This window comes from Rathayibacter sp. AY1C5 (genome assembly GCF_002931705.1).
Lineage (GTDB): Bacteria > Actinomycetota > Actinomycetes > Actinomycetales > Microbacteriaceae > Rathayibacter.
Map to the genome: position 1 here is coordinate 442,391 of NZ_PSWD01000001.1, position 18,078 is coordinate 460,468.

The window sequence follows — 18,078 nt, forward strand, 5'->3', positions numbered from 1 at the left end:
AGGGTACGACGCCGCCGCGCGAGCAGAGTGCTACTCGGAGAGTCGCATCACGACTCCGGCGTCGAACACTCCGCGGTCCGCTCCTTTCCTCTCGCGCACCGCTTCGACCTCGCTCCAGGCCACTCCGAGCTCCGACGCGAGCGCATGCAGGACTTCCGCGACGTCCGCCAGCTCTTCGACGGACGGGGCAGCCAGGACCTCGTCGCATTCCTCCTTCAGCTTCGCCAGGAGCCAGGCCCGCCGCTCGCCGGCATCGACGGATCTGAAGCGCGCGTCGACACCGAGACCCCAAAGCAGTGCCGGTACACCGTCTCGGACGAGCTTCTCCCTCGTCATGTCAGCAGCCGGACGAGCTCTGATGCTGACGCGACGGACCCGCCCGCGTCGACGTCGGGGGCCCGGAGAGCGTCGACTGCACCACGGACATCGCTCCACGGAGGACGGTCTCCGGTCACATCGACGGCCGGGCCCCATCGAGTACCCTCCGCTGAAAGTGGACCGAGCACCTTCCCCCACCCCGACAACTCCACCCGATACCCGTTCGAACGCCTCTCCGGATTGTGACCTGGAAGAATGACGGCTGGCACCCCTGATGCCACGCACGTCGTCGCGATTCCATGTCCTCCGTGATGCACGACGGCAGCCAGCTCCGGAAACACTTCTTCGAGATCCCAGAGAGCCGCGACGTGGATGGCGTCCGGGACATGTCGATACGAATCCGCTGACGCCTGGTCTCCGGTCGCCACATAGATTTCTCCTTCCCAGTTCTCGAAAGCGTGCAGGAACTCCGACTCGATTCCTCCTACCGTCCGATAGAACAGCAACCCGGATCCATGCAGACCCGCTTTGACCGGTCCGAGAACGCCAGTGAAAACCACTTCTCTCATACCGACGCGGCTCTCCATTACGTCAAGACTCGGCGCACTCGGTATTGCGATCAGCCCGCGTTCGAACAGTTCTCGAACATCTCGATCGACCAGGGGAAGCCCTCGCCGCCCAAGAGCCTCGTTGACCGCCATGAGCGGTCCGGTCCAGATCTCGGACACTCCCTCGCCCTGATAGCGGTAGCCGACGAGCTGATTGTCTTGGCATAGCGTGACGATCGGGATGGAGAGCGAAGCGCAAGCTACGATCATCGACAATCGGTTATCGTTGATCACCCGGTCCGGCCTGAACCGCTGGAGCACAGCGACGTCAGCAACGACTGCTTTATCGAACACGCCAGGATCTCCCCATTCTGCCCATGGGTCGATGTCTGCGACACCTTCGCGGTAATAGGCTGTCGTGAAGATTCCCGCCTTCGAGACCAATCGATCGTGCACCGCATTCTGCCGACCGAGTAGAACACAGTCCCAACCCGCGGAGTGAAAAGCCCGACCTATGGCTACCAGGCGCGTGACGTGGCCGTTCCCCCTTCCCCACGAGACATGCAGTACAACGGGGCGCTTCATGTCGCCCTCGCAAACCGAAAATTCTCAACGAGCGCGACGACAGTCGAATGCGATGCAGCGGCGACCAGGCCCACCTCTTCTCCCGCGAGAGCGAGTTCCCAGTCGGCGAGATCTGGAGTTGCGTTCGCTCGCGCGATCACCGTACGCAGGTGATGCGGAGGAAGAGAGCGCGTCAATGGCGCGACGACCTTTTCGTGCGCATTGCCGATGACAACGTAGCCATCGACATCGCTACCAAGGGCTAGGACGTCTCGCCATGATGAGATCCCGATCTCTTGCGCTATTCCTGCATAGCCCCGCAGGTCTAGGGCGCCGGGGATCATGTGGACGTGCATGTGATGACAGAGGCGCTCTCCAGGACGACTTCGAAGACAGTGACCGGTACGCCCGTGCTCGAACAGAACGTAGTCCCCGAACTCTGCACAGATGCGCTTACCGAGGTCGGCCTCCAATGCGTCGAGCCGCTCTGCCGCCTGCGCATCCATGTCTGCGGCCGATGGATAGTGCTCGGTTGTGTAGATGAGGAGGTGACCCTGCCGAAGGGGAGCTGGATCAGAACAGACCGCGAGTCCGTCTTCCTCCCACACTCGACGCGGATTCGACCTGCAGAAGACGCATTCGGGGTCCCAGGTGACCGACATTCTTCATCATTTCCTTTCGCTCGAACTCGATGAGATGGACTGGACTGCGGCAAGTGCTAGATCGACCTCATTTGTCGTAGTTCTCGGCCCGAAACTCACCCGGACAGTCCCGCCATCGCCTGTGCCGAGAGTCTCGTGGGCCAGAGGAGAGCAATGCAGTCCGGCGCGAACGAGAATGTCGAAGCGTTCTTCGAGGAGCGAAGCAGCAACACTCGGGGTCACACGGTTCATCCGGAACGACACCACTCCGACAGGTTCTTCGGCGCTGGGCGATTCGATGAGGGTGACCGCGCCACCACCACTGAGACCAGTAACGAATCGTTCTCGCAAATCGGTTGCTCGACGCCGCCTTCTGGCGATCTCGGCCCCGTCCAACAGCCTCAGAGCCGCGCCTAACCCGGCGATTCCGATCCCATTCTGTGTTCCCGCCTTTTGCGACCAGGGCAGCCAGCAGGGATGATCCCGACTTTCAGAACGTCCACCCGATCCGCCGGTGACGAAAGGCGACAACCGGACACCTTCTCCGACAACAGCGCCACCAACACCCAAAGGTCCCCCCAAACCCTTGTGCCCAGCGAACACCAGCACGTCCGCAAGACCCGCGTCGACATCAAGGTACCCAAGCGCCTGCGCCCCATCCACGGCGATGAAAACACCGGCCTCTCTGCAGATTTCAGAGATTTCACGGATCGGAAGCACTGAACCGGAGACGTTGGAGGCCCAGGTGACAATGACCCCGGCGACTCCGCCGGCAAGCAGTTGCTCCTGCAGTCGATCGAGATCGAACGGTCCGCTGGTCGAGGGCGGAATGATCTCATGCCTGACCGAACCCTCCTGCGCCGCTGCATGAAGTGGCCGAACCACTGAATTGTGTTCGAAAGCGGACGTCAGGACGCGGCCCCCGATCGAGCCCAGGTGGTGCACAACCGCATTGAGAGACATCGTTGCATTCAGCGAGAAGGTCACCCGCTCCGGATCGATGCATTTGACCAGATCTGCTAGCGACTCACGAGCTGCCCAGACTTGGCCCTCAGCCCAAGCGGATAGCCGGTGCCCCGACCTGCCTGGGCTTGTTCCACGTTAAGCATAGGATTTCATGGCATCCACTACATGATGCTCCTTGGGAAAAGACGTGGCCGCAGAATCGAGATAAATCACTCCGCACCTCTTCGTGTGGGTCTTCGTCGGTTCGATGTGATGATGAACATATATCCCACAGCCATCCACGCCGACGACTGGCACGAAATGACACTCGCCGCGCCTGGCTCTGTGAGAGCTGGACAGCGGGCGAGCCTTGGCGCCACGTCTGCGCGTGCGCACGGTGTTCACGACCCGAGGGGTGCCACGCGCGCCACACTCTGGTCGCCGAAGGGCACAGCCTGCTACGGTCTCGCACATCGAATTGCGAAGTCACAAGCGAACTGACGTGAAGCGATCACTCCTTTACCGCGACATCGCGGAGTGCAGTCCGCAACGTACAATGAGGGCCGGCTCTGCGATGCCTCCAGGTACGCGAGAAAGGATGAAGGCATGTCAGGACCGTTGATCTTCCCGCAGAAAGCAGACGGTGTTTCTCCGGAGGTTTCAGTCGTCGTTCCGACTTATGACCGCCCTGACGAGTTGAGAAGAACTCTGACGACATTAGCGCAACAAGAGGCGTCGTTCACCTATGAGGTCATCGTCGCAGACGACGGCTCTTCGAGCGATACCGTTGCGGTCGTCAAGGCCTTCGAACACGCGATTGACATCTCATACACTCGCCAACGAGACGACGGGTTCCGCCTGAGCGCGGTAAGGAATCTCGGCGCGCGAGCATCTCGGGGCAGAACACTGATCTTCCTCGATTGCGGCACTCTCGCGGGCGAGAACCTGATTCAGTCCCATGCGGCGAACGTGGAAGTCGGTAAACGCAGTACAGCAGGGCCGACCTACGGCTGGGACTTCTCTGGCGAAGATGCCCATGCATTCCGTTCTCTTGTCAGCGGCCCGGACTGGCGCACAAGACACATGGAGATGGCTACGCGGCCCGGCTACGCTGATTATAGATCGGACAAGTGGTTGGATGTCGATGTCCGGCGGGTTCCGCTGGCGGTCTCCTGGCGTTTCTACTGGGGACGGAACATTGCAGTGGCGCGATCGAATTTCTTCTCCGCGGGCGGTTTCGACGAGCGCTTCTCAACTTATGGAGTCGAAGATGTGGAGTTCGGCTACAGGCTATGCCGGATGGGCCTTTCTCTTCACTGGATAGAGGACGCGTGGGGCGTAGAACTGCCGAGCATCTCCGAAAATACAGCCGAACAAGCAAGAAGCAATCGAGCTAACCTGGAACAGTGGGCCGATCGATGTGTCGATATGGAAATCGAGTTCTTCATCTGCAACAGGCCCCTGGCGCAATTGGAGCAGCCCGAGTGGGAGCGCGTCGCGAGGTGGGCTCGAGATTCAACGAACAGCCGAGCTGACCTGCAGATCCTTCGTCAGCATCCGAACGACACATCGATGCTTTTCGTCGGACTGATGTCTGAAGTAGCTCATTCACGGTCCGTCGTCGCGCTCGGGCCGGGTTTTCCCATTGCGTCCGAACATCCGAGCGGCTGGTCGACTGCACGGCGACCGGTCAATCTCAACGCGATCGGGATCCGATGCGGTTTCGCCGAACGCGAATTCGACATGGTGTACCTGAGCGATGCGATGGCGCCCCTGGCTGCAGTGTGGGGTGAGCATCTTCTGGCCACGGCCCGGAGGTGCGGGAAGGACCTGTTGCTGGGGCGCGGTCTCGCCGCGACATTTCAATCAGCGGGGATAGGGTCGGACGGCTTTTAGGTGAGAGATATTCAGTGGCGCGCATCAGTTTCGGATCGCAACGACCCGGGCGACATCGAGGATCCACCTTCGTCCGTCCGCGCCAACTAGACCGGTCAGCGACTAAGGAGGAACCACTGTCTGGCGCTCGCGTCCCACAATCCGTCGCCCTGACCCTGCTGAGCAACGCGACCATCGGAGGCCTCACGAGCGTAGCCGTTCCCGTCTCCCTCGACTCGGCCGGTCACTCAAAGGGCGAGATCGCCGTGTTCTTTCTCGTCAACGCGGCCGCCGCCATCGTCTACAACACCCTGCTCGTCCCTACAGTTCGCCATCACGGGTACCCGCGCAGCGCATTGGTCCTGACCTGCGCAGCCGTCCCGGTCGCCCTCCTTGCACTCCGCGCGACCGCAGGTACATTCGTGCTCGTCATGCTGAGCGGCGTTCTCCTGCTCCTCGTCAGCACGATCGTCCCGCAGATCTTCGGCCGCGTCGCCGCGCAGCTGAGTGACGACGAACAGGTCGCCGCGGTCACGCGTCTTCGGCTGATGACGGTCGGCGGATACATCCTCGGCCTCGTCATCTACTCGGCCGTGTCCGCGCTCGGGCTCGATCCTCTCTTGATCGCCTCCGTGTTCGGCGGCATCACGATGATCGGTGCGACCTGCAGACCATTCGCTGGACGCGCGTTCCCGCGCGAGCACGATGGCGGAGAAGTCGGAACGCCTCGAGCGAGAAGCGGAGCGTTCTTCACTGCGCTTGTCCTCGTGGCGCTTCTCAAGTCGGCCGACACCCTTCGGGGGATCTATCTGCCGCTGTTCGCTGTCTCGTCCGGGCTCCGCCCTGCCGAGGTGCCTCCTTTGTTCCTGATATCGGCTCTACTGGAGTTGGCCGCGCTGCCTCTGCTCGGTCGGCTCAGCGCGGCCCGCGGCAGCGCCGTCACCCTCGTCGTGATCGCCCTCTTCGGGGTCGGATCGTTCTCGCTCCTGCTCCTCGCGACCACCTATCCGGTGCTGCTGCTGGCCCAGGTGCTCTACGCCGTAGTGGGCGTCGGCTTTCAGAGCACCGGCCTGGTCCTGCTCGGTCGAACGAGCAGGGGCGGAGTCGGCGCGGGCGCCAGCGCATACACGGCCGTGACGCAGGTCGGGACCGTCCTCGGAGCAGTGCTGCCGCTGATGGTCGAGGGCTACTCGTCCGGGATCTTCGTCATCGCGACCGTCCTGGTGGCGCTGGCCGGGATGCTGGCCGTCGCGCTGCGGGCGGTCGGCGGACGCTGGTGACGGCATCCGATCGCGCCAGCACACCGGCGACTCTTGCGCACCGGATGCTGACTTTCTCGCGAAGCGCTGAATCAGACCGATGCACGCGTCTCAGCCGTAGTTGCGCACCCCCGCCCGGCCCTTCCGCGCTCATGACACCATCGGATGATGACCGAGACGCCGCCCGCCCCCGCCTCGACACCGGTGAAGAAGCGCCTCACGGCCGCCCGTCTCGCCCTGATCGCCGGCCTCGTCCTCGCCGTCGCCGGCCTGGCCGCGCTCGCACTCGTGCCTCTGCAGTACGCGAACATCGACCGTCAGGGCTTCGACTACGTCTGCAGCGTCAGCCTCGGCGGTGTCCCGCCCGAAGCGGGAGAGCTCGTCCGCGGCTTCTGGTCGTGGTGGCCGCTCGGCGCAGCCTGTGAATGGAAGCTCCTCAACGGCACGACGGTCGTCGACCTCCCCGACTGGTCGACGACCGCCGTCGCGATCGTGGGCGCCGTCCTGCTCGTCGTCGGAGCGGCGCTCGCGATCGCGTCGCCGTTCCTCCGCCGCCGGAGCGCTCCGGCCGGGACCGCCTAGCGGTCGAAGAGGTTCCCGAGGTCGCCGAGACCCGGCAGCTGGAAGTCCGAGCCGAACTCGGACACCTGCTCCCCCAGCCCGGACACGTGCTCGCCCGCGCCGGAGACGAACTCGCCCGCGCCGCCCGTGATGTCGCCGAAGTCACCCAGGTCCCCGAATCCGCCGGCCAGGTTCTCGAAGTCCACGCCGAGACCGGACGCCTGCGCGAGCAGAGGACCGGCGACGCTGCTGATCACGGCACCGCCTGCGACCGCCGCGAGCAGTCCGCCCGCCGCGCCGAGCCCGATGCCCGCCGCCGCTCCGACGCCCGCGCCCGCGAGCGTACCGCGCGTCCCCGGCTTCGAGAACATCTTCTTGAGGAATCCCGGGTTGTTCGCCTCTCCCCGCGTCGCCGCACGCGCCAGGTCGTCGGGGGCGGAGGACCGCGGCTGCTCGTTCGCGGGCAGCTCGTCGCGGAGCCGGGCCTCGACCTGGGTGCGCTGCGCCGGCGTCAGCTTCGCGAACGCGTCGCGGTGGACCTGCTCGAGCTGCTCCGGGTCGGCGGTGCGGAGGAGGTAGTCGTAGCGCGCGATCGCCGCGCGGTCCTCCTGCGTGACCACAGGCTGCTGCCCGGGCCGGGCGTCCTGGGGTCGCGCGGAGGGGCGCTGCGGCGAGCCGTACTGCTGGGGCGGCTGAGCCTGCCCGCTCCGCGAGTCGCCCGTCACCTTGTCGGCGGCGGTGCGCACCAGGTCGCGCCAATCGGTCGTCCCGCTCGAGGACGACCCCGAGCCGCTCTTCGAATCGAGCGCCTTCGACGCCATGCCGAGAATGCGCTTGAACATGCTCACAGAGAACCTTCCGTCGAGTACCAGCCTCGATCATGTCGAGGCAGCCTGAACGAAGGCCCGCGGGACGCCCTCAGAAGGCCGTGAGCGGTCGGCCGAAGGCCGTCCGGAGTCGTTCCCGGAGGGCGTCGTCGCAGACGTATACGTACGTGCCGAGCATCCCGCGGGTCAGCAGCACCGCGTAGATGTTGACGATGTACTGCAGGAGCTCGTCGTCGGTGTAATCGCGGCCTATCCGTCCCGGGTTGTTCTCCTTGCCCTTCTTGTCGTGGTAGTCCGAGCGGGAGACCCTGAGCCGGCCCTTCTCGCTGTCCCACCTCAGGTCCGGGCCGATGACAACGCCCGCGTAGTTCAGGTCGTACCCCTGCACGGTGTGGATCGAGCCCATCTCATCGGCGGAGCCGGGCGACGCGATCCAGTCGACCTGCGTGCTGTTCCAGCGGAGCCGCTCTCCCTGGATCTCGATGTCGGCGGCTGACGGGTCCTTCCGCGACGTCCAGCGCCAGGCGTAGCCGGCGACCAGCCGCGCCAGACCGGTCTCCTCCTCCCGCTGCCGCAGGTCGCGCCGCAGGGCTCCGAAGTCGTCGTAGAAGCGGAGGTCGTACTCCCCGAGGTCCGGTCGCAGGGGGAGGTCTGCTGCCGTCGGATCGAGGACGGCGCGCACCCAGCCGACGTAGTCCGTTCCGGCGCGCACCCGCATCTGCGAGGTCAGACGGTGCAGGCGGCCGTCCTCCTGAGCGGATCGGATCAACGCGTCGATCGCGGGCCGCGGAAGGTCTGCCGGTCGGACCGACTGCGCCGCGTCGAGAAGGAGGATCTGGTGATCGCTCTTCGCGCGGATCCAGTCGAGCTGAGTCCGGGCGTGATCGTCGGAGCCGAATAGCGCAGTGGTGATGTCCGTGAACTTCTTGTTGAGGGAGCCCGACGGCTGGTTGGCCCGCTGATTGAGGCGGTGCGACTCGTCGACGACGAGCAGGTCCCAGCGTCCCGGGTCCTCACCGACCTGGAAGGGAGTGAGCACCATCTTCTCGTCGAGCCCTGTGGTCTTGGCGAAGACCTTCTTGATCGAGGAGCGCAGAGACTGCTGCGGCACGACGATCCCAATGCGCAGCCCGCGCAGCAGTTCGCGGGTGTCGGCGAAGAAGAAGTCCGAGAAGACGGAGTCGCCCTCGACGAGGTCGTCCAGCCGGTCCTCGCCGGGAGCCTCCTCGGCTCTGTCGATCCTCTCCGCGAACAGCCGGACGTCCGCGAGGAGCTTGAGGAGGTAGACAGCGACGATCGTCTTGCCCGTCCCCGGCTCCCCCTGAACGATCGACGTGGACTGTGTCTGCTTCCCGAGGTCCTCGACGAGCGCGTCGACGATTCCGACGACCGCCGCCGCCTGCTCGGAGGTGAGCGTCTTGAAGGGCGACAGTTTGAAGAGGTCGCTGTTCTCGATCTCAGCGATGCTCCGCGTGAACAGGCCTTCCAGGCGCAGCTGCTCGAAGATCTCGGCGAAGCGGTCCTGGTAGGCCGCCCGGTCGTAGTAGTCGGAGTCGACGATCCCCTCGTTGCGATTGAGGACGGCGAATCGACCTTCCGCGAAGAGCAGCTTGATCAGGAAGGATTCGAGATCGAGGCAGACCGACTTGTTGAACCTCGGATCGACGATCACGCGCGCCGTCTGGAGATCGACCTTGTCGACCGAGCCCAGGTGCTGCCGCAGCCGGCTCGCGGCGCTCCTCGTCTCTCCGACGTAGACCCGCGGGAGCCGCCTCGCGCGGCGCTTGCTCTCGTCCAGGACGTAGACGACCGGCCAGTTCGAGCGGCGGTCGTCCGTCATCGCCCAGGCCTTGACGGACGGCCCGTCGAAGACGATCCGCTCGATGTCAGAGGGCGTCATACCGGGCGCTGCTTCCCCGAGCCCTGTCCACCGGGTACTTCTCGCGCGTCCGCATGAGCTTCGACCGCACCAGGTCCTCGGGGTCGGCGCCGATCCTGTCGGCGAGCAGCAGGCAATAGGTGAGGACGTCCGCCAGCTCGGATCGGACGGCATCCCGGTCGGCGTCGTGGCCCCACTGGAAGCATTCGAGCAGTTCCCCCGCCTCGATGGCGATGCTCTTCGCCAGATTCTCCTCCGAGTGGAACTGCGCCCACTCCCGCTCGGCGACGAACGCGGCGAGCTCGTCGCGCAACTCACGTGTGGTCATGGAGCGACGCTAGCGCAGGCCCTGCTTCCCGACACGGGCGGCAGCATCGAAGGTAACGGACGGGCGCCGGCCTACACCGAGTGACCAACGTTGACCTTCCAAACATAGAAGTGCTGCAGGGAGGAAGTCGACCCTGAAGTACCACGCGGAGGAGGACTGGGCGCGCGGCAGCCAAACTTCCGCAGCCATGGCGAGGCTTCTCGGCGAGAAGGAACGGGATCGAGCGCATCGCTCTTCAGCGCCTGACGAAACCCTGACTCTCGACACCGCGCCGAGCCAGTTCGTAGACTACGCGCACTACGAGATGGGGGCGTTATGGCGAACGACAGAGACCATGACCATGCTGTCGGCCAGGACGGACTGATCGAGTACTCGCGCAGGACGTCCGGCGCTCGCTACGACAGTGGGCGAACAGTTCCTCGGGGGAGCGGCCCAGCTTCGCAGCAGCGATACACCGATCATGCCGGACGACCAACGACTGTCAATGAGTACCCTTCGACGGGGCGCGCTGACGTGATTGTTGGCACAGATCAGCCGCTCTACTGGATCGTTCAAGACGCCCAGAACCTTTCGACGTCAACCGACTGGAAATCTACCGGTGAGCAGTACAAACAACTTCTCACAAAGTGGCAAGGGGCGGCTAAGGCCGCCCCGAGCGCAGCCAACAAGCTATGGCCGAAATTCGACGCTGCCCGCAAGTCATTTTTTGACGCGCGCGAGCAGCATTTCGATAATTTGAAGAAGAATCAGTTCGTCGCCGCGGCAGAAAAACAGCGGATCATCAATCGCGCCGAGTCGCTCACTAATTCTAGTGATCTACGGGCGGCCAGCGAAGAGATGAAGAAGCTCCTCGATGAGTGGAAGCAGGCTGGTCGCTGCGAACGTGCCGAAGAGGATCGCCTTTGGGCCCGCTTTGACCGCGCCCGCAAACAGCTCAACGAACGACGCTCACGAGAATTCGAAAAGCGGAAGGCGGAGTGGACAGCAAACAAGGCCGAAAAAGAACGTATAGTATCGCAGGCCGAAGGACTTGCTGGATCGAACGACTTGAAATCCGCTTCCGAGAAAATGCGCACACTTGGCGATCAGTGGAAGAAAGTTGGTCAATGCGATAAGGCGGATAACGAAAAACTGTGGCAGCGCTTCAACGCCGCTCGAACTCGGCTTAACGATCGCAAGCACCGGCAGTTTGAAGAGCGCAAGCGCGAATGGGAGCGCAACCGCGCAGCTAAGGAGCAGATTGTCGCCCGAGCAGAATCGCTGTCATCTGCGACCGATCTGACTGCCGCCGGAAACGAGATGCGTACTCTCACCGATCGGTGGAAACAAGTCGGGCAGTGCGATAAGGCTGACAACGAACAACTGTGGGCGCGCCTCAACGCAGCCAAGACGAAGCTACACGAGCGCAAGCAACAGGACTTCGAGAACCGTAAAGCTGAACGACGTCGCAAAGCCTATGAGTATGTCAGCCGTCTAGAAGCCCAACTCAGCAACGTTGAGATGGCGCTCTACCGGGCACAAGATTCGTACTCGCGCGCCCTGTCAGCGCGCTCGCCCTCGATGCAGAATCCCAACTGGATGTCAATCGTAAACAGCCAGCAACGGCGCCAGTCCGATGCTCGCGACCGGATTGCCTCGATACAGAACCGGCGATCAGAGATTATCTCGAAGCTAATGTCCGCACGTTCTCAGGCTGCGTCGCTCTGAGTTTGTGATAGAGAGGCTGTCCGACTTTCACTTTCTGCATCAGCAATAATCGATGGACTAGAGATTCGCATGAGTTCCCATTGCGCCGCAAAAAAGGCCATCTCTGCTTTAGAGCACCGATCAGAGTAGTGAGCGGCGAGAAAATATTCGTACGGCTCGTGCGAACCGGTCGCCTGACGCAACGTCAGCACGCCCTCATGCGCCATCGCGAGGGACAAAGGACTCCCCCAGAGAGTTTTAGCTTCGAACACAGATAGATCCTCGCCGCGCACATCAAGGTAGTCAAAGACAGCTGCAGCTAAAACGACTTCAATCCAAATACTTCGCGCATCATCTCGACATAGCCGACAGTTAAATCCAGCATCGAATAGTGCGGCCATCGCATCAGACAGAACGTCGACTGGCTCACCGTCTAGAATAGTCGTTACGCCTTGCAGCCCAAGGCAGAGGCGAAGCAAACTCACCTTGTCATAGATAGAAAGACTGGGTACTTTATTCGATTCCACAAATGCAACCACGTCTCCCTCGTTGCGCGCTTGCGCCAAGCCTTCACCGTAGCTGGCAAGGTGGCGGGCTAGTAGCATTTAAAATGCTTTTCGGATTAAACATCGATGCGGATTTGAATTCATGCAACTATTCTGAGCCAGGACGTTGCCGATGTCGAGCATGCGATCCGGCTCGCCCTCGATGTGACCGCGGAGTGTGCCAGCGCTTACGGTTGGGCTCCCGACCACGTGAAGAGGCTCTTCAATCAGGTCTTCCTCGCGCGTGTTCTCGTTCACGCGGACGAGACCATCACCGTCGAGTTGAACGAGCCGTTCGTCACGATCGTCTCAACCGCCGTTCAGCTCGCAGCACACGAAAAAAGCACCACTCGAAAGAATGGTGCTCGGAACCCCACCAGCTTCCTGGAGGCCGAGATCGGCGCCAATCCGGCGTACTTCTCTGGCAAGGGTTTTAGTAACGACACTGTGGTGCCCCTGGAGGGACTCGAACCCCCAACCTGCTCCTTAGGACGGAGTCGCTCTTCCATTGAGCTACAGAGGCTGGCCGAGCCAGTGTACCCGCCGTGCCCCGCCCCCCGCGAAGCGACGACAGGGCCTCACCACAACGCCAGCGAAGCACGCCGCGGGCCTCGTCGCGCCGACCGAGCGGCACCCGCCTCTTGACACAGCCTCGCGGAGGCTCCATGGTTGGTTACAGCACCAACTAACCACCCAACCAAGCACCGAAGGAGCCCGCGTGGACGACTCCCGCCCGCTCTTCCTGCAGATCGCCGAGCAGATCGAGAACGACATCATCGACGGCGCGCTGCCGGAGGAGTCGCAGGTCCCGTCGACCAACGAGTTCGCCGCGTTCCACCGCATCAACCCGGCCACCGCCGGCAAGGGCGTGAACCTGCTCGTCGACGACGGGGTGCTCTACAAGAAGAGGGGGATCGGCATGTTCGTCGCCGAGGGGGCGCGCGACCGCCTGGTCGAGAAGCGCCGCACGCAGTTCCGCGACCAGTTCGTCGCTCCGCTGCTCGCCGAGGCCGCCAAGCTCGGCCTCAGCACCGAGCAGCTCGCCGACATGATCACAGAAGGGGGATCGCGATGAGCGCGGTCATCGAGGTCCACGACCTCACCAAGCACTACGGACGCATGCGCGCCGTCGACGGCATCGGCTTCGCGCTGGAGGAGAACCGCATCCACGGCCTCCTCGGCCGCAACGGCGCGGGCAAGACGACGCTGATGTCGCTGCTCACCGGCCAGGAGTTCGCCAGCTCGGGCGAGATCCGCGTCTTCGGGCAGTCACCTGTGGAGAACGCCGCCGTCCTCTCCCGCACCTGCTTCATCAAGGAGAGCCAGAAGTACCCCGACGACTTCAAGGTGAAGCACGTCCTGCGCAGCGCTCCCTGGTTCTTCGACGGCTGGGACGAGGCGTTCGCCCGCGAGCTCGTCGAGGACTTCCGCCTCCCGGTCGACCGCAAGATCAAGAAGCTCTCCCGCGGACAGCTCTCGGCGATCGGAGTGATCGTCGGCCTGGCCTCCCGCGCCCCGCTCACGTTCTTCGACGAGCCGTACCTGGGGCTGGACGCCGTCGCCCGGCAGCTGTTCTACGACCGCCTCCTCCAGGACTTCGCCGAGCACCCGCGCACGGTCGTCCTCTCCACCCACCTCATCGACGAGGTCAGCAGTCTGCTCGAGCACGTCCTCGTCATCGATCAGGGCCGCCTCGTCGTCGACAGTGACGCGGAGGAGCTGCGGGGTGCTGCGGCAACGGTCATCGGACCCCGGCAGGCCGTCGAGTCGTTCACCGCCGGCCGCGAGGTCATCGCCCGCTCCGCTCTCGGCAGCCGCGCCTCGGCCACGCTCCCCCGGCTCGACGACGCGGGCCGCGCCTCCGCCGCCCGCCACGGGCTCGAGCTCGAGTCCGTCCCCCTCCAGCAGCTCGTCGTCCAGCTCACCACCGGGAAGGCCTCGGAATGACCGCCCTCACCGACGCCCGCGCGCGCCACGACACCGCCGCCGGCCGCCTCGGCAGCATCGTCCGCCTGCACTTCGCGAACCCCACCACCATCCTCTACACGCCGCTGATCATCACGGCCGTCATCCTGGCGGGCAACCTGGTCGTCTGGTGGCTGATCCTCCGCGGGCTCGACTCCGGCGAGCGCCTCGAGGCGCAGGAGGGGATGACCTACTCCGGCGCGTCCTTCTTCCTCTTCGTCTACATGATGGTCGTGGCCGTCCAGTCGGTGAACGTCACCTTCGGCCTCGCCCTCGGCTACGGTGCCACCCGCCGCGACTTCTCCCTCGGCACGGCCCTCACCTTCGTCGCCCTCTCGGTCTTCTACACCGGCGTCTTCGTGGTCCTCGGGATCGTGGAGCGCGCGACCGACGGCTGGGGCTTCGGCGGCAGCTTCTTCCGCTCGATCTACTTCGGCGGGGACTCCGTGGGCGAGCAGGCCGTCGCGGTGCTCTGCGCCCTGCTCTTCTTCTTCTTCATCGGAGCGGCGACGGCGGCGGTCTACGTGCGCTGGCGCCAGCGCGGGATGCTGCTCTTCTTCGGGATCCTCGGCGCCCTCCTGCTGGCCGTGAGCACCCTCCTCACCCTCACCGAGAACTGGCCCGCCGTCGGCTCCTTCTTCGGCAGCGTCGGATACGCGGGCGGCTACGCCCTCTCGCTCATCCCGACCGCGGTCGCCGGAGTCGCGGGCTGGGCGATCCTCCGCCGCGCCACCCCGCGCAGCAGCTGACACCACCGCCCCCGATCCGAGAGGACCGACCATGACCGCCCCCGCCCGCCGCTCCGCCTCCCCGCGGAGGATCCTCTCCGTTCTGAGGCTCCACCTCGCCCACCCCGGGACGGTCCTCGGCTGGCCGCTGCTCGTCCTGCTCGCCGTCCTCGCCGGCAACCTCGTGATCTGGTGGCTCGTCCTCCGCGGGATCGGGGCCGAGCGGGGCGGCGGCGACTCGGGCATCCTGCTCGTGGGGCCGGGGATGCTGATCGTCGTCTTCCTCTTCATCGGCTCCATCCAGGCCACGACCGCCACCTTCGGGCTGGCGCTGAGCTACGGAGCGACCCGGCGCGACCACGTCCTCGGCAGCGCCCTCGCCTTCGCGGCACTGTCCGTGCTCTGGTCCGCGATCGTCGTGGCCCTCGGGGCGATCGAGGAGGCGACCGGGGGCTGGTGGCTGGGCGGCGCGCTCTTCCTCGCCTCTCCCCTCGACGGCCCGTGGCTCGAGCGCTTCGTCGTCCTGCTCTGCTCGCTCCTCACCGCCTTCGCCCTCGGCGGAGCAGCGGGCGCGGTCTTCCTCCGCTGGCGGGAGCGCGGAGTGACGGCCTTCCTCCTCGTCCTCGGAGCGGCGGCACTCGCGGTGGTCGTCGTCGTCGCTCTCGCCGGCGGCCGGCCGGTCGTGGTGGACGTCCTCGAGAGCGCGGGCACCGCCGGAGCCGCCGCTCTGCTCCTCGTCCCCGCCGCGCTCCTGACGGCGGTCGGCTCGCTGGTCCTCCGCCGGGCGACGCCGCGCGGCTGACCCCCTCCGGAGCCGGGCCTGCAAGGCCCTTCCGCCCCGGGCGTCCGGATGCCAGCGTGGGCACATGGCCGACTCCCCCGCTCCGTCTCTCCTGCCCGTCCCCGAGCACAGCTGGATCGCGCGACCCCCCGACGCCGAGCTGACCCAGGACACTCTCGACACGGTCGACGCCTGGTGGCGCGCCGCGAACTACCTCGCGGTCGGGCAGATCTACCTGCTCGCGAACCCGCTCCTGAAGACCCCGTTGAGCCGGGAGGACATCAAGCCCCGCCTGCTCGGCCACTGGGGCACCACCCCCGGCCTCAACCTGATCTACGCGCACCTGAACCGCGCGATCCGCGAGCGCCGCCAGCCGACCCTCTACATCACCGGTCCCGGCCACGGCGGACCGGGCATGGTCGCCAACGCCTACCTCGACGGCACCTACAGCGAGATCTACTCCCACATCGACGAGTCGGAGGAGGGGCTGCGCCGCCTCTTCCGCCAGTTCAGCTTCCCCGGGGGCATCCCCAGCCACGTCGCCCCCGAGACCCCGGGCAGCATCCACGAGGGCGGAGAGCTCGGCTACGCGCTGAGCCACGCGTACGGAGCGGCTTTCGACAACCCGGACCTCCTGGTCGCGGCGGTCGTCGGCGACGGCGAGGCCGAGACCGGCCCGCTCGCCACCAGCTGGCACTCCAACAAGTTCGTGAACCCGCTCACCGACGGCGTCGTCCTGCCGATCCTGCACCTCAACGGCTGGAAGATCGCGAACCCGACCGTCCTCGCCCGCATCCCGCAGGAGGAGCTCGACAGCCTCCTCCGCGGGTACGGCCACGAGCCGTTCCTTGTCGAGGGCGGCTTCGACGGCGAGGACCCGATGCGCGTGCACGAGCGGTTCGCCGACGTCCTGGACACGGTGCTCGACCGCATCGCGGCGATCAAGGAGCGCGCCGCCGCCGGCGACCTCTCACGCCCGGCCTGGCCGATGATCGTGCTGAAGACCCCGAAGGGCTGGACCTGCCCGACCGAGATCGACGGCGTCCAGGTGGAGGGCACCTACCGCTCGCACCAGGTCCCGCTGCCCAACGCCCGCGACACCGAGGCGCACACTCGGCTCCTCGAGGACTGGCTCCGCTCCTACCGGCCCGAGGAGCTCTTCACCGAGGAGGGCGGCGTGGTCGACCGCGTCCGCTCGCTGGCCCCCGAGGGCGAGCTGCGGATGAGCGCGACCCCGCACGCGAACGGCGGGCTGCTGCGGCAGACCCTCGACCTACCCGACTTCCGCCGCTACGAGGTCGTCGTGGAGCAGCCGGGTGGCACCGTCGCGGAGGCGACGAAGGTGCTCGGCGAATGGCTCGCCGACGTCATCCGCGCCAACCCGACCAACTTCCGCCTCTTCGGGCCGGACGAGGTCGCGAGCAACCGGCTGCAGTCCGTCTACGCCGCCACCGACAAGCAGTGGGACGCCGAGCTCAGCCCCCTCGACGACCACCTGGCTCGCGCCGGGCGGGTCATGGAGGTGCTCTCGGAGCACCAGTGCCAGGGCTGGCTGGAGGGCTACCTGCTCACCGGCCGCCACGGGCTCTTCACCTGCTATGAGGCGTTCATCCACATCATCGACTCGATGTTCAACCAGCACGCGAAGTGGCTGGACGGCACCCGCGACATCGAGTGGCGCCGCCCGATCGCGAGCCTCAACTACCTGCTCTCGAGCCACGTCTGGCGCCAGGACCACAACGGCTTCAGCCACCAGGACCCGGGCTTCATCGACCACGTCGTCAACAAGAAGCCCGAGGTCGTGCGCGTCTACCTGCCCTTCGACGCGAACACGCTCCTCTCGACCTACGACCACTGCCTCCGCAGCGTGGACTACGTCAACGTGGTCGTCGCCGGCAAGCAGCCCTCGCCCCAGTGGCTCACGATGGCGGAGGCGGTCGCGCACTGCACGCGCGGCCTCGGCATCCTGGAGTGGGCGAGCAGCGAGCGGCAGGGCGAGTCCCCGGACGTCGTGCTCGCCTGCGCGGGCGACGTGCCGACCCTCGAGACCCTCGCGGCGGTGAGCATCCTCCGCGAGAAGCTGCCGGACCTCGCGATCCGCACGGTCAACGTGGTCGATCTGATGCGCCTGATGTCGGAGTCGGAGCACCCGCACGGCCTCTCCGACCGCGAGTTCGATGCGGTCTTCACCCCCGACCGCCCGATCGTGTTCGCGTACCACGGCTATCCGTGGCTCATCCACCGCCTGACCTACAAGCGGACCGGCCACGGCAACCTGCACGTGCGCGGGTACAAGGAGAACGGCACCACCACCACTCCGTTCGACATGGTGATGCTCAACGACCTCGACCGCTACTCGCTGGTGATCGACGTCATCGACCGGACCCCCGGCCTCGGCGCCCGCGCCGCCGGTCTCCGCCAGGAGATGCAGGACGCCCGCATCCGCGCCCGCGCCTACACCCGCGAGCACGGCGAGGACATCCCCGAGGTCGCGAACTGGACCTGGGCCGGCGAGCGCCCCGGCAACGCCAGCGCCAACACCGGCAACGACAACGAATGACGCGGCGCGAGGGACGACCTCAGCGGCGTTGTCGTCAGGCGCGATACCGCCGGTATCGCTTCCTCCTC

At 65.4% G+C, this 18,078-nt stretch carries 16 protein-coding genes, 1 tRNA gene and 1 pseudogene; 9 read left to right on the top strand and 9 right to left on the bottom strand.

Annotated features, from left to right (window positions below):
- Positions 1 to 30: 30 nt before the first annotated feature.
- From C5C57_RS02030 to C5C57_RS02045, 4 genes and pseudogenes are all read right to left on the bottom strand, one after another.
- Entirely contained in the window at positions 31 to 336 is a 306-nt protein-coding gene (locus tag C5C57_RS02030) for a nucleoside triphosphate pyrophosphohydrolase (protein ID WP_104226465.1), read from the bottom strand.
- A complete protein-coding gene (locus tag C5C57_RS17555; protein WP_146082327.1) occupies positions 333 to 1,322 on the bottom strand; it encodes a glycosyltransferase in 990 nt (329 codons plus the stop codon). Before C5C57_RS17555 ends, C5C57_RS02030 begins: the two co-directional genes overlap by 4 nt.
- Before the next feature lie 125 nt (positions 1,323 to 1,447).
- Positions 1,448 to 1,936, bottom strand: coding sequence for a hypothetical protein (locus C5C57_RS17560; RefSeq protein ID WP_181069053.1), 489 nt, complete (start codon positions 1,934 to 1,936; stop codon positions 1,448 to 1,450).
- A gap of 162 nt (positions 1,937 to 2,098) precedes the next feature.
- Positions 2,099 to 3,148: pseudogene (locus C5C57_RS02045) on the bottom strand (aminotransferase class V-fold PLP-dependent enzyme); the annotation flags it as partial.
- Between the two features lie 474 nt (positions 3,149 to 3,622).
- Here C5C57_RS02045 and C5C57_RS02050 point away from each other — a divergent pair.
- The 3 genes from C5C57_RS02050 (at position 3,623) to C5C57_RS17905 (ending at position 6,732) form a co-directional block, all read left to right on the top strand.
- Positions 3,623 to 4,912, top strand: coding sequence for a glycosyltransferase (locus tag C5C57_RS02050; RefSeq protein WP_104297214.1), 1,290 nt, complete (start codon positions 3,623 to 3,625; stop codon positions 4,910 to 4,912).
- Between the two features lie 245 nt (positions 4,913 to 5,157).
- Positions 5,158 to 6,171: a hypothetical protein gene (locus tag C5C57_RS02055; protein WP_104226470.1), complete on the top strand. Its 1,014-nt coding sequence runs from the start codon at positions 5,158 to 5,160 to the stop codon at positions 6,169 to 6,171.
- A gap of 147 nt (positions 6,172 to 6,318) precedes the next feature.
- Positions 6,319 to 6,732, top strand: coding sequence for a hypothetical protein (locus tag C5C57_RS17905; RefSeq protein ID WP_104339898.1), 414 nt, complete (start codon positions 6,319 to 6,321; stop codon positions 6,730 to 6,732).
- On the opposite strand, the gene C5C57_RS02065 is transcribed toward C5C57_RS17905, so the two are convergent.
- The 3 genes from C5C57_RS02065 to C5C57_RS02075 all read right to left on the bottom strand — a co-directional run bounded on the left by C5C57_RS02065 (position 6,729) and on the right by C5C57_RS02075 (position 9,745).
- Positions 6,729 to 7,553, bottom strand: coding sequence for a hypothetical protein (locus C5C57_RS02065; protein WP_258071959.1), 825 nt, complete (start codon positions 7,551 to 7,553; stop codon positions 6,729 to 6,731). The genes C5C57_RS17905 and C5C57_RS02065 overlap by 4 nt on opposite strands.
- Before the next feature lie 76 nt (positions 7,554 to 7,629).
- Entirely contained in the window at positions 7,630 to 9,438 is a 1,809-nt protein-coding gene (locus tag C5C57_RS02070) for a DUF2075 domain-containing protein (protein ID WP_104297215.1), read from the bottom strand.
- Positions 9,425 to 9,745, bottom strand: coding sequence for a nucleotide pyrophosphohydrolase (locus C5C57_RS02075; RefSeq protein ID WP_104246730.1), 321 nt, complete (start codon positions 9,743 to 9,745; stop codon positions 9,425 to 9,427). The genes C5C57_RS02070 and C5C57_RS02075 overlap by 14 nt, the downstream gene beginning before the upstream one ends.
- 513 nt (positions 9,746 to 10,258) lie before the next feature.
- Here C5C57_RS02075 and C5C57_RS02080 point away from each other — a divergent pair.
- Positions 10,259 to 11,452, top strand: a complete 1,194-nt coding sequence (locus tag C5C57_RS02080) for a DUF349 domain-containing protein (RefSeq protein ID WP_181027098.1) — start codon at positions 10,259 to 10,261, stop codon at positions 11,450 to 11,452.
- On the opposite strand, the gene C5C57_RS17570 is transcribed toward C5C57_RS02080, so the two are convergent.
- Positions 11,434 to 12,036 (bottom strand): hypothetical protein, encoded by a 603-nt coding sequence (locus C5C57_RS17570; protein ID WP_146082330.1) that lies wholly within the window; start codon positions 12,034 to 12,036, stop codon positions 11,434 to 11,436. The genes C5C57_RS02080 and C5C57_RS17570 overlap by 19 nt on opposite strands.
- Before the next feature lie 388 nt (positions 12,037 to 12,424).
- A tRNA-Arg gene (locus tag C5C57_RS02085) sits at positions 12,425 to 12,499 on the bottom strand.
- 195 nt (positions 12,500 to 12,694) lie between these two features.
- Here C5C57_RS02085 and C5C57_RS02090 point away from each other — a divergent pair.
- The 5 genes from C5C57_RS02090 to C5C57_RS02110 all read left to right on the top strand — a co-directional run bounded on the left by C5C57_RS02090 (position 12,695) and on the right by C5C57_RS02110 (position 18,010).
- On the top strand, positions 12,695 to 13,051 hold the full coding sequence (locus tag C5C57_RS02090) for a GntR family transcriptional regulator (RefSeq protein ID WP_104224613.1): 357 nt from the start codon (positions 12,695 to 12,697) through the stop codon (positions 13,049 to 13,051).
- Positions 13,048 to 13,923, top strand: coding sequence for an ABC transporter ATP-binding protein (locus C5C57_RS02095; RefSeq protein WP_104224612.1), 876 nt, complete (start codon positions 13,048 to 13,050; stop codon positions 13,921 to 13,923). The genes C5C57_RS02090 and C5C57_RS02095 overlap by 4 nt, the downstream gene beginning before the upstream one ends.
- Positions 13,920 to 14,690, top strand: a complete 771-nt coding sequence (locus C5C57_RS02100; RefSeq protein WP_104246732.1) for an ABC transporter permease — start codon at positions 13,920 to 13,922, stop codon at positions 14,688 to 14,690. The genes C5C57_RS02095 and C5C57_RS02100 overlap by 4 nt, the downstream gene beginning before the upstream one ends.
- 31 nt (positions 14,691 to 14,721) lie before the next feature.
- Positions 14,722 to 15,471 carry a hypothetical protein gene (locus C5C57_RS02105; protein WP_104297216.1) on the top strand — a complete coding sequence of 250 codons (750 nt, stop codon included), beginning with the start codon at positions 14,722 to 14,724 and terminating at the stop codon, positions 15,469 to 15,471.
- 64 nt (positions 15,472 to 15,535) lie between these two features.
- Positions 15,536 to 18,010: a phosphoketolase gene (locus C5C57_RS02110; RefSeq protein WP_104247680.1), complete on the top strand. Its 2,475-nt coding sequence runs from the start codon at positions 15,536 to 15,538 to the stop codon at positions 18,008 to 18,010.
- Positions 18,011 to 18,078 lie beyond the last annotated feature (68 nt).